Genomic DNA, 15,105 nt, shown 5'->3' with positions numbered 1-15,105 from the left:
TGCCCACTGTAGGAGCGAGCTTGTCTCCGGGCGGCGTTCCGACGAGAAACCTGAGAGCGACGCGGGGTGTCAGTTTTCTCGCGTTATCGTTAACATTTTTTCGTCGGAACGCCGCCCGGAGACAAGCTCGCTCCTACAGTAGGTATCAGTCTCAGGTGGCCTTCTTGCGGATCCAGTACAGGTAAGTACCGGCTTCTTCGCGCTGTTCCACCAGTTCATGGTCCAGGAACACGCAGAACTTGGGGATATCGCGACGGGTCGAGGGATCGGTCGCGATGACCTTGAGCAGGCCACCCGGCGCCAGGTCGCGGATGTGCTGGTGCAGCATCATCACCGGTTCCGGGCAGTTGAGGCCGGTGGCGTCAAGAGTGCCGTCGACGGCAGGGTCAAAAATTTCGCTCATCACTCACTCCTACAAGGTCGTCTTTAGCGGGCCTTGGGTTTCTTTACGTCCAGGCGGCGCAGGTGGCAGGTGACTTCCTCGCGGTCGTGGTACAGCTGCTTGCAGCCGATTTCCACGCGAATGCCCCGCGCCTTGAAGCCTTCTTCGATGCGCTCCAGCAGGCGCTTCACCTCGGCGTAACGCTGTTTCATCGGCAACTTGAGGTTGACCACCGCTTCGCGGCAATGCCCTTCGCCGATCCAGGTTTCCAGCAGGGCCGCGTTGCGCGCCGGCTTTTCGACGATATCGCAGACCATCCAGTCCACCGGCTGCTTGGGGGTGAAGGTAAAACCATCCGCCATCAAGTGTTGCACCAGGCCAGTGTCCATCAGGCTTTCGGCCATCGGCCCGTTATCGATCGCCGTCACCAGCATGCCACGGTTGACCAGTTGCCAGGTCCAGCCGCCCGGCGCGGCGCCGAGGTCGACGCCGGTCATGTCGCCGTGCAGGCGCTCGTCCCACTGGTCTCGGGGGATAAAGTGGTGCCAGGCCTCTTCCAGCTTCAAGGTCGAACGGCTTGGCGCGTCACGGGGGAATTTCAGGCGGGGGATGCCCATCGGCCACATGGCCGAGTTATTTGACTCTGCCAGGCCCATAAACACTTCGCGGCCGCTCTTGAAGGTCAGCAGCAGGCGCGGCTTGCTCGGGTCTTCGACCAGTTTGCCGGCGGCCAGCAGGGCCTTGCGCAGGTGCACTTCGAATTTCTTGCAGAAGTTCGACAGTTCCTTGCCATCGTTGGTATCGACCATTTCCAGCCACAGGCTGCCACACACCGGGAAATCGCGCAGGTGCGCAAGGATCACGCTGATGCGGTCGGTTTCCGGCAGATCGATGAAAACCCCACGCGCCCACTGCCTCGGGAAGATAAGTTCGGCAAAGCGTTGGCCGCGCATCAGGCGCTGGGCGCCGTCTTCTTCAGTGCAGACGAATTCGGCGCAGGCGCTGCCGGTCTTGGCCTTGGCATAGCCGGAAACGTTCAGGCGCGCGGCGTGTTCCGCGATCTCGGAACAGACTTCGCCTTCAAAACCCGGGCGGCAATGCATAAAAAGGGTGTTCATCAACTCTCCTGGTAACACGCTTGCTGTAGCGCAAGGCCTGTCATGAAAACGCGCGCATGATAGCTGAGTTCGGAACCTTGGACTTGTCCATAGAGTCCAGTTATTAGCCTGCTACTGAAAACAGGGCTAGCTTGTAAGCTCTGTTCGTCCCGTCAGGTCCGTAGCCGTGCGGACCATAAGGAGTCATGTGATGTCATCCGTTGATAGCCTGAGAACCCTTAAGACCCTGCAAGTCGACACCAAGACCTACCACTACTTCAGCTTGCCCGAAGCCGCCAAGAGCTTGGGTGGCCTGGACAAATTGCCGATGTCCCTCAAGGTGCTGCTGGAAAACCTGCTGCGCTGGGAGGACGGAAAAACCGTGACCGGCGCCGACCTCAAGGCGCTTGCCGCCTGGCTCAAGGAGCGGCGCTCCGACCGCGAGATCCAGTACCGTCCGGCCCGGGTGCTGATGCAGGACTTTACCGGCGTGCCCGCCGTGGTCGACTTGGCCGCCATGCGCGCCGCCGTGGCCAAGGCCGGTGGCGATCCACAGCGCATCAACCCGCTGTCGCCGGTGGACCTGGTGATTGACCACTCGGTGATGGTCGACAAGTTCGGCAACGCCGACGCCTTCGAGCAAAACGTCGATATCGAAATGCAGCGCAACGGTGAGCGCTATGCGTTCCTGCGCTGGGGCCAGAGCGCCTTTGATAATTTCAGCGTGGTACCGCCGGGTACCGGCATCTGTCACCAAGTCAACCTGGAATACCTGGGCCGCACCGTGTGGACCAAGGATGAAGATGGCCGCACCTATGCCTTCCCCGACACCCTGGTGGGCACCGATTCCCACACCACCATGATCAACGGCCTCGGCGTTTTGGGCTGGGGCGTGGGCGGTATCGAGGCGGAAGCGGCGATGCTTGGCCAGCCGGTATCGATGCTGATCCCGGAAGTGATTGGCTTCAAGCTCACCGGCAAACTCAAAGAAGGCATCACCGCCACCGACCTGGTGCTGACGGTCACACAGATGCTGCGCAAAAAAGGCGTGGTGGGCAAATTCGTCGAGTTCTATGGCGACGGCCTGGCTGACCTGCCCCTGGCCGACCGCGCCACCATCGCCAACATGGCACCGGAATATGGCGCCACTTGTGGCTTTTTCCCGGTGGATGACGTGACCCTGGACTACTTGCGCCTCTCCGGCCGGCCAGACGCCACCGTCAAGCTGGTCGAGGCCTATACCAAGGCTCAGGGCCTGTGGCGCAATGCCGGTGAAGAACCGGTATTCACGGACAGCCTGGCCCTGGACATGGGCAGCGTCGAAGCCAGCCTGGCCGGACCAAAACGCCCGCAGGACCGGGTCTCCCTGCCGGATGTGAGCCAGGCGTTCAGTGATTTCCTGGACTTGCAGTTCAAACCTACGAGCAAAGAAGAAGGTCGCCTGGAAAGCGAAGGTGGCGGCGGTGTCGCCGTGGGTAATGCCGACCTGGTGGGCGAAGCCGAATACGCCTTCGAAGGCCAGACCTATCGCCTGAAAAACGGCGCAGTGGTGATCGCCGCGATTACCTCCTGCACCAACACGTCCAACCCCAGCGTGATGATGGCCGCCGGCCTGGTCGCAAAAAAAGCCGTGGAAAAGGGCCTGACCCGCAAACCCTGGGTAAAAAGCTCCCTGGCGCCTGGCTCCAAGGTGGTCACCGACTACTACAACGCCGCCGGTCTGACGCCGTACCTCGACCAACTGGGCTTCGACCTGGTGGGTTATGGCTGCACCACCTGTATCGGCAACTCCGGGCCATTGCCGGAACCCATCGAGAAAGCCATCCAGAAAGCCGACCTGACTGTGGCGTCGGTGCTGTCCGGCAACCGTAACTTCGAAGGCCGCGTGCACCCCTTGGTGAAAACCAACTGGCTGGCCTCGCCGCCGCTGGTGGTGGCCTATGCCCTGGCCGGGACCGTGCGCATCGATATCAGCAGCGAGCCCCTGGGCACCGGCAAGGATGGTGCGCCTGTCTACCTGCGCGATATCTGGCCCAGCAGCCAGGAGATCGCCGACGCAGTGGCCCAGGTCAGCACCAGCATGTTCCACAAGGAATACGCCGAGGTGTTTGCCGGTGACGAACAGTGGCAAGCCATTGAAGTGCCGCAGGCCGCGACCTATGTGTGGCAAAAAGACTCCACCTATATCCAGCACCCACCGTTTTTCGATGACATCGCCGGGCCGCTGCCAGTAATCAAGAATGTGCAGGGCGCCAATATCCTGGCCCTGCTTGGCGATTCGGTGACCACCGACCACATCTCCCCTGCTGGCAATATCAAGGCCGACAGCCCGGCGGGCCGCTACCTGCGCGAACAGGGCGTGGAACCACGGGACTTCAACTCCTACGGCTCGCGCCGCGGCAACCATGAAGTGATGATGCGCGGCACCTTCGCCAACATCCGGATCCGCAACGAAATGCTCGGTGGCGAAGAAGGCGGCAACACCCTCTACATTCCCACCGGCGAGAAGATGCCGATCTACGACGCTGCCATGAAATACCAGGCGTCCGGCACGCCGTTGGTGGTGATCGCCGGCCAGGAGTACGGCACCGGTTCCAGTCGCGACTGGGCCGCCAAGGGCACCAACCTGCTGGGCGTCAAGGCGGTGATCGCCGAGAGCTTCGAGCGTATCCACCGTTCCAACCTGGTGGGCATGGGCGTGCTGCCATTGCAGTTCAAGCTGGACCAGAACCGCAAGGCGCTACAACTGACCGGCAAGGAGAAGATCGACATTCTCGGCCTGACCGATGCCGAGATCGAGCCACGCATGAACCTGACACTGGTAATTACCCGCGAAGACGGGCGCAGCGAGAAGGTCGAGGTGCTGTGCCGGATTGACACCCTCAATGAAGTTGAATACTTCAAGGCGGGCGGGATTCTGCATTACGTGCTGCGCCAGTTGATAGCTTCATAACGCAACACGCCAGACCAAACACCGCCTTCGGGCGGTGTTTTCATTTTTGCCGCGCGCAACAGCCGCTATAATCCGCGCCCTCATTTGTAGGCGCCGGCTTACCGGCTGCTACATCAAGCAATTGCGTCACGTTGACCGTCACAAGGATTTTTTATGCCCGCTTTGCCCTGGCTGTACCTGGCCCTTCTTTCCATTGGCTATGGGTTGGCCCTGACCTACGGGCAACTGGGTTTGCTGGCAGGGGCCTCCATCGGGCTACTGCTGGTCGCAGGTTATGCGGTACGCCAACAGCACGTCCCATGGGCGCGCTACCTGGGCCATGGCCTGTTCATCGTATTGGCCCTGGGCCTGGCGATGCACTGGCTACCCGGTTTCCAAAACGGTCGCGCCATCGACCCGCAGCGTTTCACCGCCGACGCCGTACCCTTCTCGCTGTACCTGAACCAGGACAAACCGCTGATTGGCTTCTGGCTGCTGCTTGCCTGCCCGTGGATCGTCGCCCGCCGCCCGTTGCGCCTGTCGATCTACGCCACCGCGCTGGCCCTGACCCTGACCACCATCGCCGCCCTGGGTGGCGCGATACTGCTAGGCATCATCAGTTGGGCGCCAAAATGGCCAGACCAGGCCTGGCTTTGGGTGCTGAACAACCTGTTGCTGGTGACCCTGGTTGAAGAGGCGCTGTTTCGCGGCTATATCCAGGGCGGCCTGAGCCGACGCTTCAAGCAACTGCCCTACGGAGAAAACCTCGCCTTGCTCCTGGCTTCGCTACTGTTTGGCCTGGTGCATGTCGGTGCCGGCTGGCAATGGGTGCTGCTGGCCAGTATCGCCGGCGCAGGTTATGGCCTGGCCTACCGCTTCGGCGGCCTGGGCGCGGCGATTGCTACGCATTTTGGCTTGAATCTGCTGCATTTCGGGTTGTTTACCTACCCGATGCTGGCCTGATCGCCAGTTCCGAGGTCGCGCCGAGAGGGGCCTACGCTTGTGCGGATTATTGCAAAAATAAGCTAAATAAAAGCCCGCACCGGCCGACAACCCATCAAAGCCTTGCGGATTGATCAATCATGCGTAATAACCAACCCGTTACCCAGCGCGAACGTACATTCCCCGCTCAACAACGGTTGATCTCCACGACCGATGCCAAAGGCGTGATCACTTACTGCAACGATGCGTTTGTCGAGATCAGTGGGTTTTCCCAGGATGAACTGATGCGCGCCCCGCACAACCTGGTTCGTCACCCGGATGTGCCGGCGGCCGTGTTCGCGCACATGTGGGCGACGCTCAAACAAGGCTTGCCATGGATGGGCATCGTCAAGAACCGCTGCAAGACCGGCGATCACTACTGGGTCAACGCTTATGTGACCCCGGTGTTCGACGGTGAACAGGTGGTCGGCTACGAATCGGTACGGGTCAAGCCGACCGCCGAGCAGATTCGCCGTGCCGAAGCGCTGTATCAACGTATCAACCAGGGCAAGTCGGCCATCCCGCGCAGTGATAAATGGCTGCCGGTGCTGCAGGACTGGCTGCCGTTTATCCTGGTCAGCCAATTGAGCTTCCTGATCGGCGTCTGGTTCGACTCCCACTGGGGCTTTGCCCTGGCCGCCGCCTTGTCGGTGCCTCTGGGCCTGCTCGGCCTGAGTTGGCAACAACGTGGCCTCAAGCGCCTGCTGCGCCTGGCCGAACAGACCACCTCCGACCCGCTGATCGCGCAGATGTACACCGACAGCCGTGGCGCGCAGGCGCGCCTGGAGATGTCGATCCTCAGCCAGGAAGCCCGCCTGAAGACTTGTCTGACCCGCTTGCAGGACACCGCCGAGCACCTCAACGACCAGGCGCGTCAATCCAACACCCTGGCCCACAACAGTTCGACCGGCCTGGAACGCCAGCGCGTGGAGACCGAGCAGGTCGCCACCGCCGTCAACCAGATGGCCGCCACCACCCAGGAAGTCGCCAGCCATGTACAGCGCACGGCCGATGCGACCCAGGAAGCCAATCGCCTGACCAGCCGTGGCCGGGACATTGCCGGGGAAACCCGCGAAGCCATCCAGCGCCTGTCGGTGGTGGTAGGAGAGACCGGGACAACCGTGACCCAACTGGCCAAGGACAGCGACGAGATCGGCGGCGTAGTGGACGTGATCAAGGGCATTGCCGACCAGACCAACCTGCTGGCCCTGAACGCAGCCATCGAAGCGGCCCGTGCCGGTGAAATGGGCCGTGGGTTTGCGGTGGTGGCCGATGAAGTGCGGCAACTGGCGCAACGCACCAGCGAATCCACCGGACAGATTCATGCCCTGATCGCCAAGCTGCAACAGACCGCCAGCACCGCCGTGCAGACCATGGACGCCGGGCATCGCCAGGCCGAAGAAGGTGTGGCGCGGGTAATGGAAGCGGACGCGGCGCTGGTGGGGATCAGCGAGGCGGTGGCGCATATTACCGACATGACTACGCAGATCGCCGCCGCGACCGAGGAGCAAAGCTCGGTGGCCGAGGAGATCAGCCGAAATATCAGCACTATTGCGCTGCTGGCGGACCAGACGTCGGAGCAGGCACTGAACTCGGCGCAGTTGAGTGAAGAGCTGACCCATACGGCCAATACCCAGTATTCGCTGGTGGAGCGGTTTAACCGTTAGATCGCTATCGCAGGCAAGCCAGCTCCCACATTTTGAATGTATTCACAGATCAAAAATGTGGGAGCTGGCTTGCCTGCGATGAGGCCCTAACAGGCGCCGAGAAACCCAGCCACCGTCCCCGCCGCAGCTTCCAGATGCTGCTCATGGGTAAACCCCGAGGCCTTCAGCGGCTTCAAATCATGATCCCCCGCCACCAGCCACATCACTTCGATGCTCGGCGACAGCACATAACCCTCCACCGCCGCCCGATTGCCCAGTGCATCGCGCTCGCCCTGCACAATCAACGTCGGCGTTTTCAGCCCGGCCAAGTGCTCGACCCGGGGTTTTTCCGGCTTGCCCACCGCATAGAACGGATAACCCAGGCATACCAGCGCATCAGCCGCCAATTCATCGGCCAATAGACTGGCCATGCGCCCGCCCATGGACTTGCCGCCAATCGCCAGTTTGCCAGCGACATGGCGTCGCACCTGGGTATATACCTCACGCCAGCATTCCAGCAGTTTCGGCGCCGGATTCGGTGGGCGTTTGCCGCCGTCCGCACGGCGCTGGGCCATGTACGGGAACTCGAAGCGCAACACGTTCACGCCATGCCCGGCAAGGCGTGCAGCCATGTCGTCCATAAAGCCCGAGTCCATCGGCGCGCCGGCTCCGTGGGCGAGGATCAGCGTCGGTGAGGGGCCTGCGCCAACGCGCGTGGCCGCATTCCATAACCAACCCTGTTCACGCACACACTGCGCCCATTGATCCCCGTCAATACTGGCCTTGTGCTCTTTGCCCATGCTTGCCTCGCTTTTTAGTCTGCCTATAACTCCAGCCCAAGTGCCGCATCTGCTTGGGTTGAACCGTGGATGGGGAACCATGAACACTACTTTAAGTACCGCCTATAACTACAAGGTGGTCCGCCAATTCGCCATTATGACGGTGGTGTGGGGCATCGTCGGCATGGGGCTCGGGGTTTTTCTCGCTGCCCAGTTGGTATGGCCCGAACTCAACTTCAACCTGCCTTGGACCAGTTTCGGTCGATTGCGCCCACTGCACACCAACGCGGTGATTTTCGCGTTTGGTGGCTGTGCGCTGTTTGCCAGCTCCTTCTACGCGGTGCAACGCACCTGCCAGACCCAGTTGTTCGCGCCGAAAATCGCGGCGTTCTGCTTCTGGGGCTGGCAATTGGTGATCCTGCTGGCGGCAATCAGCTTGCCACTGGGCTACACCAGCTCCAAGGAATACGCCGAGCTGGAATGGCCGATCGATATCCTGATCACCATCGTCTGGGTCGCCTACGCCATCGTGTTCTTCGGTACCGTGGCCAAACGCAACACCAAGCACATCTACGTCGGTAACTGGTTCTTCGGTGCGTTCATCATCACCGTGGCGATCCTGCATATCGTCAACAACCTGGAAATCCCGGTCAGCCTGACCAAGTCCTACTCCCTCTACGGTGGTGCGACGGATGCCATGGTGCAGTGGTGGTATGGGCATAACGCCGTAGGTTTCTTCCTCACTGCGGGCTTTTTGGGGATGATGTACTACTTCGTGCCTAAGCAAGCCGAGCGTCCGGTTTACTCCTATCGCTTGTCCATCGTGCACTTCTGGGCACTGATCACCCTGTACATCTGGGCCGGTCCTCACCACCTGCACTACACCGCGCTGCCGGACTGGGCACAGTCCCTGGGCATGGTGATGTCGCTGGTACTGCTGGCGCCAAGCTGGGGCGGCATGATCAACGGCATGATGACCCTCTCGGGCGCCTGGCATAAGCTGCGCAGCGACCCGATCCTGCGCTTCCTCGTGGTATCGCTGGCGTTCTACGGCATGTCGACCTTTGAAGGTCCGATGATGGCGATCAAGACGGTCAACGCCCTGTCCCACTACACCGACTGGACCATCGGCCACGTACACGCCGGCGCTCTGGGTTGGGTGGCGATGATTTCCATCGGCGCGCTGTACCACATGATCCCGAAAGTCTTCGGTCGCGAGCAGATGTACAGCCTCGGCCTGATCAACGCGCACTTCTGGCTGGCCACCATCGGCACCGTGCTCTACATCGCTTCGATGTGGGTCAACGGCATTGCCCAGGGCCTGATGTGGCGTGCGGTCAACGAAGACGGCACCTTGACCTACTCCTTCGTCGAAACCCTGGTGGCTAGCCACCCAGGCTTCATCGTGCGGTTGGTGGGCGGTGCAATCTTCCTCAGCGGCATGTTCCTGATGGCTTACAACACTTGGCGCACCGTGCGTTCGGCACAGCCTGCCGAAGTAGCCGCTGCAGCGCAGATGGCCTGAGGAGTCGATGATGAAACACGAAACGATTGAAAAGAACGTCGGCCTGCTGATGCTGCTGATGGTGCTGGCCGTGAGTATCGGCGGCCTGACACAGATCGTCCCGCTGTTCTTCCAGGACGTCACCAACAAGCCGGTAGAAGGCATGAAGCCCTATACCGCGCTGCAACTGGAAGGCCGTGACATCTACATCCGCGAAGGCTGCGTACAGTGCCACTCGCAAATGATCCGGCCGTTCCGCGCCGAGACCGAACGCTATGGTCACTACTCGGTTGCCGGTGAAAGCGTGTGGGACCACCCGTTCCTGTGGGGTTCCAAGCGTACCGGTCCGGACCTGGCCCGGGTTGGCGCTCGCTACTCCGATGACTGGCACCGCGCGCACTTGTACAACCCGCGCAACGTAGTGCCTGAGTCGAAAATGCCGGCCTACCCATGGCTGGTCACCGCCCAGGTCGACAGCAGCCATACCGAAACCAAGCTCAAGGTCATGCGTACCCTCGGCGTGCCGTACACCGACGCGGACATCACCGCGGCCGTGGACAGCCTCAAGGGCAAGACCGAAATGGATGCCCTGGTCTCCTATCTGCAAGTGCTCGGCACTGCAATCAAGAGCAAGAGGTGAACCATGGGTTTTGAACTGGATACCGGAATGATCCGCGGCCTCGGCACGCTGGTGGTGGCGATTGCCTTCATCGGCCTGTCGCTGTGGGTGTTCAACTCCAAGCGCAACCCGGAGTTCGCCGAGGCCTGCCTGCTGCCATTTGCCGATGAGCCTAAGCCTGACGCCATTGGCACCCCATCCGACGCTCAAGAAGAGCCTGTAACAAGGAGCATTCGGCCATGACTACCTTTTGGAGTACATGGATCTGTGTACTGACCCTCGGCAGCCTGATCGGCCTGACCTGGCTGTTGTTCGGCACCCGCAAGGGCGAGACCAAGGGCAGCGTCGACCAGACCATGGGCCACGCCTTCGACGGGATTGAGGAGTACGACAACCCCCTGCCCCAATGGTGGTTCATGTTGTTCGCCGGCACCCTGGTGTTTGCCGTCGGCTACCTGATCCTCTATCCGGGCCTGGGCAACTGGAAAGGCGTATTGCCGGGCTATGAAGACGGCTGGACCCAGACCAAGGAATGGGACAAGGAAATGGCCAAGGCCGACGCCAAGTTTGGGCCGATCTTCGCCAAATTCGCAGCCATGCCCGTGGAAGAAGTAGCCAAGGACCCGCAAGCGTTGAAAATGGGCGGCCGTCTGTTTGCCTCCAACTGCGCGGTATGCCACGGCTCCGACGCCAAGGGCGCCTACGGCTTCCCGAACCTGGCGGACGACAACTGGCGCTGGGGTGGTTCGGCCGATGCAATCAAACTGACCATCATGAACGGTCGCCATGCCGCAATGCCGGCCTGGGGTGAAGTACTGGGCGAAGACGGAGTGAAAAACGTCGCCGCCTATGTACGCCACGACTTGGCCAAATTGCCGCTGCCGGCTGACAGCAAGGTCGACCTGGCTGCTGGCAAGCAAGCGTTCGACACCACCTGCGTGGCATGCCACGGCCCAGAGGGCCACGGTGTTGAAGCCATGGGCGCGCCGAACCTGACGCAGCCTGCCGGTTTCATCTACGGCACCAGCCTTGCGCAGTTGCAACAAACCATCCGTCATGGCCGTCAGGGCCAGATGCCAGCGCAGGAAGCGCTGCAAGGCAACGACAAGGTCCACCTGCTGGCGGCCTACGTCTACAGCCTGTCGCAGAAGGATCAGAAGTAAGCTTCACGCTATAAGCTGCAAGAGAAGAGTTCTCAACTCGGCTCTTGCAGCCTTTTCAACCCTCCCCCTCCCCGCGTCAAACTTGCCGCTGCAGCTTGCTCCTGGCCGCTGCGTCCTGCGCCAGATTGTCACACCCTTCTAAAGCACCCCTTTCCCCTCTCGCCATTCGGGTCTACGCTTGTTTCGACAGTGGGCCGGCGTTGATCGGTCGCAGCTCGACTTGCACTTGATAAGTCAGACCCTCCAGCAGGGTGGCAGGCGCAAAGGCTGGCAGTTACCGGCTGTCGTGCCATTGACCATTCGTCACCTCGCCAGCTTGTTTGCACATACCTCGTTCCAAGTACCTGCGCCCCTTCAAAATTCCTGTCCAAACCGTCAGCTTTTCATTTTCGATTTTGTCCTTACGCCAAACATGGAAAGGGCGCAGAATCTGGTTTGTAAAGCATTGACGCAGGTCAGCGTTACGTTGCAATGGCACCTCGCTTTCTCCATACTTGCGACCGATTTTTATCCTAATAAAACACCTAAACCGTGGAACCTTAGAATGAGCACAGCAATCAGTCCGACTGCTTATAACTATAAGGTAGTCCGCCAGTTCGCCATCATGACGGTGGTCTGGGGGATCCTTGGCATGGGGCTCGGTGTCTTCATCGCCTCGCAACTGGTCTGGCCGGAGTTGAACTTCGACCTGCCATGGACGACGTTTGGACGCCTACGCCCACTGCACACGAACCTTGTGATCTTCGCCTTCGGCGGATGTGCACTGTTTGCCACCTCCTACTATGTCGTGCAGCGAACCTGCCAGACGCGACTGATTTCCGACGGTCTTGCAGCCTTCACCTTCTGGGGATGGCAAGCGGTAATCGTCGGCGCCATCATCACCTTGCCAATGGGCTTCACCACCACCAAGGAATACGCGGAATTGGAATGGCCCCTTGCCATCCTTCTGGCGATCGTCTGGGTGACCTACGGCATCGTGTTCTTTGGCACCATCGTCAAGCGCAAGACCAAGCACATCTATGTCGGCAACTGGTTCTACGGTGCCTTCATCGTCGTGACGGCGATGCTGCACATCGTCAACCACGCGTCCCTGCCGGTAAGTTTCTTCAAGTCCTACTCGGCCTACGCCGGTGCGACCGATGCGATGATCCAGTGGTGGTACGGCCACAACGCCGTAGGGTTCTTCTTGACCACCGGTTTCCTGGGGATGATGTACTACTTCGTGCCCAAACAGGCCGAGCGTCCGATCTACTCCTATCGCCTGTCCATCGTGCACTTCTGGGCACTGATCACCCTGTATATCTGGGCCGGTCCCCACCACCTGCACTACACCGCACTGCCGGATTGGGCACAGTCCCTGGGCATGGCCATGTCGATCATCCTGCTGGCTCCGAGCTGGGGCGGCATGATCAACGGCATGATGACCCTGTCGGGCGCCTGGCATAAGCTGCGCACCGACCCGATCCTGCGCTTTTTGGTGGTATCGCTGGCGTTCTACGGCATGTCGACCTTCGAAGGGCCGATGATGGCGATCAAGACGGTCAACTCGCTGTCCCACTACACCGACTGGACCATCGGCCACGTACACGCCGGTGCTCTGGGCTGGGTAGCCATGATCTCCATCGGCGCGCTGTACCACATGATTCCCAAGCTCTATGGCCGGGCGCAGATGCACAGCACCAGCCTGATCAACACCCACTTCTGGCTGGCCACTATCGGCACCGTGCTCTACATCGCCTCGATGTGGGTCAACGGCATCACCCAGGGCCTGATGTGGCGTGCGATCAACGACGACGGCACCCTCACCTACTCCTTCGTCGAAGCGCTGCAAGCCAGCCATCCTGGTTTCATCGTCCGCGCCCTCGGTGGTGCGTTCTTCGCCAGCGGCATGCTGTTCATGGCCTACAACGTGTGGCGCACCGTGCGTGCCTCCAACCCTGTAGAGGCTGAAGCCGCCACCAAGATCGCCGTCGTGGGAGCTCACTGATGAAGCATGAAGTAGTCGAGAAGAATATCGGCCTGCTGGCCTTCTTCATGGTCATCGCCGTGAGTATCGGCGGCCTGACCCAGATCGTTCCGCTGTTTTTCCAGGACGTGACCAACAAGCCGGTCGAAGGCATGAAGCCGCGTACCGCCCTTGAACTGGAAGGCCGCGATGTGTACATCGCCAACGGCTGTGTCGGCTGCCACTCGCAGATGATCCGCCCGTTCCGTGCTGAAACCGAACGCTATGGCCACTACTCGGTCGCCGGTGAAAGCGTGTGGGACCACCCGTTCCTGTGGGGTTCCAAGCGTACCGGTCCGGACCTGGCCCGCGTGGGTGGTCGTTACTCCGATGATTGGCAGCGTGCGCACTTGTACAACCCGCGCAACGTAGTGCCCGAGTCGAAAATGCCGGCGTACCCGTTCCTCGTGGAAAACAAGCTCGACGGCAAAGACACGGCCAAGAAAATGGAAGTCTTGCGCACCCTCGGCGTGCCTTACACCGACGAAGACATCGCCGGTGCCCAGGCAGCCGTCAAGGGCAAGACCGAAATGGACGCGCTGGTGGCCTATCTGCAAGGCCTGGGCACCATCATCAAAAGCAAACGGTGATCTGAATGGATATCGGGATGATTCGAGGCCTGGGCACCGTTGTCGTGATGGTGGCCTTTATCGGCCTGGCGTTGTGGGTGTTCAGCCCCAAGCGCAAGTCAGAGTTTGAACACGCGACCTTGCTGCCTTTTGCGGATGATCCCGAAGCCATCAAGCACGTCGAGCAAGCTTCTAGGAGTAACAAAGAATGACTACGTTCTGGAGTCTGTACGTCACAGTCCTCAGTCTGGGTACCATTTTTGCCCTGACCTGGCTGCTGCTGTCGACCCGCAAGGGCCAGCGCGCCGAACAAACGGACGAGACGGTTGGCCACTCGTTCGACGGTATCGAGGAATACGACAACCCACTGCCGAAGTGGTGGTTCATGCTGTTCGTGGGCACCATTATCTTTGCCCTGGGTTACCTGGTGCTGTACCCGGGCCTTGGCAACTGGAAAGGCCTGCTGCCGGGCTACGCCTACCTCGACAACGAGAAGCAAACCCCGTTCGCCAACGGCCAGAGCGGCTGGACCGGCGTGCACGAGTGGGAAAAGGAAATGGCCCGCTCGGACGCCAAGTTCGGACCGATCTTCGCCAAGTTTGCTGCCATGCCCATTGAAGAAGTGGCCAAGGATCCGCAAGCCCTGAAGATGGGTGGCCGCCTGTTCGCCTCCAACTGTTCGGTATGCCACGGTTCCGATGCCAAGGGTGCCTATGGCTTCCCCAACCTGACCGACGCCGACTGGCGCTGGGGCGGCGAGCCGGAAACCATCAAGGCCACCATCATGGCGGGCCGTCACGCGGTGATGCCGGGTTGGGCTGAAGTGATCGGTGAACAAGGCGTGGCTGACGTAGCCGGTTTCGTGCTGACCAACCTCGATGGCCGCAAGCTGCCGGAAGGTGCCAAGGCCGACGTGGCCAACGGCGAGAAGCTGTTCGCCGCCAACTGCGTGGCCTGCCACGGCCCGGCGGGCAAAGGTACGCCAGCGATGGGCGCACCTGACCTGACCCACCCGGGCGCGTTCATCTACGGTTCCAGCTTCGCCCAACTGCAGCAAACCATCCGTTACGGCCGTCAGGGCCAGATGCCTGCGCAGGAGCAATTGCAGGGTAACGACAAGGTGCACTTGCTGGCGGCGTATGTTTACAGCCTGTCGCACAAAGAGCCGCAAGAACAGAAGTAAGCTGCAAGCTGCAAGAAAAAGCCCCGTACAGCGCATGCTGGCGGGGCTTTTTTTCGTCAAAGGAATAACTATCAGCAAAAAACTACATAAGCCCCTGCTGCTTAAATCAAACCTTGGCAGGCCTTACGACAGGAAAACAGCTCGCCAATAACTAAACCAACTTGCGAATTAAAGAATGCATGAACATTGCACACAGTAAACACCTGACAATTCGCAATCACCGCAACATTGGCTTAGGCTCGTCA

At 60.5% G+C, this 15,105-nt stretch carries 14 protein-coding genes; 11 read left to right on the top strand and 3 right to left on the bottom strand.

All coding sequences use genetic code 11. From position 1 onward, the window contains the following. Positions 1-151: 151 nt before the first annotated feature. Together tusA and rlmM are read right to left on the bottom strand one after the other, a co-directional pair. Entirely contained in the window at positions 152-403 is a 252-nt protein-coding gene (tusA, locus tag HBO09_RS09945; RefSeq protein WP_169992539.1) for a sulfurtransferase TusA, read from the bottom strand. Positions 404-426: 23 nt separating this feature from the next. Continuing rightward, positions 427-1,500: a 23S rRNA (cytidine(2498)-2'-O)-methyltransferase RlmM gene (rlmM, locus tag HBO09_RS09940; protein WP_029300064.1), complete on the bottom strand. Its 1,074-nt coding sequence runs from the start codon at positions 1,498-1,500 to the stop codon at positions 427-429. A 190-nt stretch (positions 1,501-1,690) separates the two neighbouring features. Here rlmM and acnA point away from each other — a divergent pair, with 190 nt between their 5' ends. The 3 genes from acnA to HBO09_RS09925 all read left to right on the top strand — a co-directional run bounded on the left by acnA (position 1,691) and on the right by HBO09_RS09925 (position 7,059). Then, positions 1,691-4,432 (top strand): aconitate hydratase AcnA, encoded by a 2,742-nt coding sequence (acnA, locus tag HBO09_RS09935; protein WP_169992541.1) that lies wholly within the window; start codon positions 1,691-1,693, stop codon positions 4,430-4,432. A gap of 153 nt (positions 4,433-4,585) precedes the next feature. Beyond that, entirely contained in the window at positions 4,586-5,374 is a 789-nt protein-coding gene (locus HBO09_RS09930; protein ID WP_169992543.1) for a CPBP family intramembrane glutamic endopeptidase, read from the top strand. 119 nt (positions 5,375-5,493) lie between these two features. Further along, the gene (locus tag HBO09_RS09925; RefSeq protein ID WP_169992545.1) at positions 5,494-7,059 is read left to right on the top strand and encodes a PAS domain-containing methyl-accepting chemotaxis protein; all 1,566 of its coding nucleotides are present in this window, start codon (positions 5,494-5,496) and stop codon (positions 7,057-7,059) included. Between the two features lie 86 nt (positions 7,060-7,145). Here HBO09_RS09925 and HBO09_RS09920 read toward each other — a convergent pair whose 3' ends face one another. Beyond that, positions 7,146-7,838: an alpha/beta family hydrolase gene (locus HBO09_RS09920; RefSeq protein ID WP_169992547.1), complete on the bottom strand. Its 693-nt coding sequence runs from the start codon at positions 7,836-7,838 to the stop codon at positions 7,146-7,148. Positions 7,839-7,917: 79 nt separating this feature from the next. On the opposite strand from HBO09_RS09920, the gene ccoN (HBO09_RS09915) reads away from it, so the two are divergent. The 8 genes from ccoN (HBO09_RS09915) to ccoP (HBO09_RS09880) all read left to right on the top strand — a co-directional run bounded on the left by ccoN (HBO09_RS09915) (position 7,918) and on the right by ccoP (HBO09_RS09880) (position 14,860). Beyond that, positions 7,918-9,342, top strand: coding sequence for a cytochrome-c oxidase, cbb3-type subunit I (gene ccoN / locus HBO09_RS09915; protein ID WP_169992549.1), 1,425 nt, complete (start codon positions 7,918-7,920; stop codon positions 9,340-9,342). Between the two features lie 10 nt (positions 9,343-9,352). Then, positions 9,353-9,961, top strand: coding sequence for a cytochrome-c oxidase, cbb3-type subunit II (ccoO, locus tag HBO09_RS09910; protein WP_029300055.1), 609 nt, complete (start codon positions 9,353-9,355; stop codon positions 9,959-9,961). Positions 9,962-9,964: 3 nt separating this feature from the next. Further along, positions 9,965-10,183: a cbb3-type cytochrome c oxidase subunit 3 gene (locus HBO09_RS09905; RefSeq protein ID WP_029300053.1), complete on the top strand. Its 219-nt coding sequence runs from the start codon at positions 9,965-9,967 to the stop codon at positions 10,181-10,183. Next, positions 10,180-11,103, top strand: a complete 924-nt coding sequence (gene ccoP, locus HBO09_RS09900; RefSeq protein ID WP_029300050.1) for a cytochrome-c oxidase, cbb3-type subunit III — start codon at positions 10,180-10,182, stop codon at positions 11,101-11,103. The genes HBO09_RS09905 and ccoP (HBO09_RS09900) overlap by 4 nt, the downstream gene beginning before the upstream one ends. 544 nt (positions 11,104-11,647) lie before the next feature. Beyond that, on the top strand, positions 11,648-13,090 hold the full coding sequence (ccoN, locus tag HBO09_RS09895) for a cytochrome-c oxidase, cbb3-type subunit I (protein WP_057439486.1): 1,443 nt from the start codon (positions 11,648-11,650) through the stop codon (positions 13,088-13,090). Continuing rightward, positions 13,090-13,698 (top strand): cytochrome-c oxidase, cbb3-type subunit II, encoded by a 609-nt coding sequence (ccoO, locus tag HBO09_RS09890; protein ID WP_029300047.1) that lies wholly within the window; start codon positions 13,090-13,092, stop codon positions 13,696-13,698. The genes ccoN (HBO09_RS09895) and ccoO (HBO09_RS09890) overlap by 1 nt, the downstream gene beginning before the upstream one ends. A gap of 5 nt (positions 13,699-13,703) precedes the next feature. After that, positions 13,704-13,889, top strand: a complete 186-nt coding sequence (locus HBO09_RS09885) for a cbb3-type cytochrome c oxidase subunit 3 (RefSeq protein WP_169992551.1) — start codon at positions 13,704-13,706, stop codon at positions 13,887-13,889. Beyond that, complete coding sequence (ccoP, locus tag HBO09_RS09880; protein ID WP_169992553.1) at positions 13,886-14,860, top strand: cytochrome-c oxidase, cbb3-type subunit III; 975 nt, start codon at positions 13,886-13,888, stop codon at positions 14,858-14,860. Before HBO09_RS09885 ends, ccoP (HBO09_RS09880) begins: the two co-directional genes overlap by 4 nt. The last annotated feature ends 245 nt before the right edge of the window (positions 14,861-15,105 follow it).

The organism is Pseudomonas sp. WS 5027 (assembly GCF_012985695.1).
In the GTDB taxonomy this organism is placed as follows: Bacteria; Pseudomonadota; Gammaproteobacteria; order Pseudomonadales; family Pseudomonadaceae; genus Aquipseudomonas; species Aquipseudomonas hygromyciniae.
This window is presented reverse-complemented; position numbering and strand designations above follow the sequence as displayed.

Bases quoted from the DNA above. Each gene is read 5' to 3' on its own strand.
- HBO09_RS09920 (WP_169992547.1), bottom strand. From the start codon at position 7,838: ATGGGCAAAGAGCACAAGGCCAGTATTGACGGGGATCAATGGGCGCAG.
- HBO09_RS09930 (WP_169992543.1), top strand. From the start codon at position 4,586: ATGCCCGCTTTGCCCTGGCTGTACCTGGCCCTTCTTTCCATTGGCTAT.
- rlmM (WP_029300064.1), bottom strand. From the start codon at position 1,500: ATGAACACCCTTTTTATGCATTGCCGCCCGGGTTTTGAAGGCGAAGTC.
- ccoO (WP_029300047.1), top strand. From the start codon at position 13,090: ATGAAGCATGAAGTAGTCGAGAAGAATATCGGCCTGCTGGCCTTCTTC.
- ccoN (WP_169992549.1), top strand. From the start codon at position 7,918: ATGAACACTACTTTAAGTACCGCCTATAACTACAAGGTGGTCCGCCAA.
- acnA (WP_169992541.1), top strand. From the start codon at position 1,691: ATGTCATCCGTTGATAGCCTGAGAACCCTTAAGACCCTGCAAGTCGAC.
- HBO09_RS09925 (WP_169992545.1), top strand. From the start codon at position 5,494: ATGCGTAATAACCAACCCGTTACCCAGCGCGAACGTACATTCCCCGCT.
- tusA (WP_169992539.1), bottom strand. From the start codon at position 403: ATGAGCGAAATTTTTGACCCTGCCGTCGACGGCACTCTTGACGCCACC.
- HBO09_RS09885 (WP_169992551.1), top strand. From the start codon at position 13,704: ATGGATATCGGGATGATTCGAGGCCTGGGCACCGTTGTCGTGATGGTG.
- HBO09_RS09905 (WP_029300053.1), top strand. From the start codon at position 9,965: ATGGGTTTTGAACTGGATACCGGAATGATCCGCGGCCTCGGCACGCTG.
- ccoP (WP_169992553.1), top strand. From the start codon at position 13,886: ATGACTACGTTCTGGAGTCTGTACGTCACAGTCCTCAGTCTGGGTACC.
- ccoO (WP_029300055.1), top strand. From the start codon at position 9,353: ATGAAACACGAAACGATTGAAAAGAACGTCGGCCTGCTGATGCTGCTG.
- ccoN (WP_057439486.1), top strand. From the start codon at position 11,648: ATGAGCACAGCAATCAGTCCGACTGCTTATAACTATAAGGTAGTCCGC.
- ccoP (WP_029300050.1), top strand. From the start codon at position 10,180: ATGACTACCTTTTGGAGTACATGGATCTGTGTACTGACCCTCGGCAGC.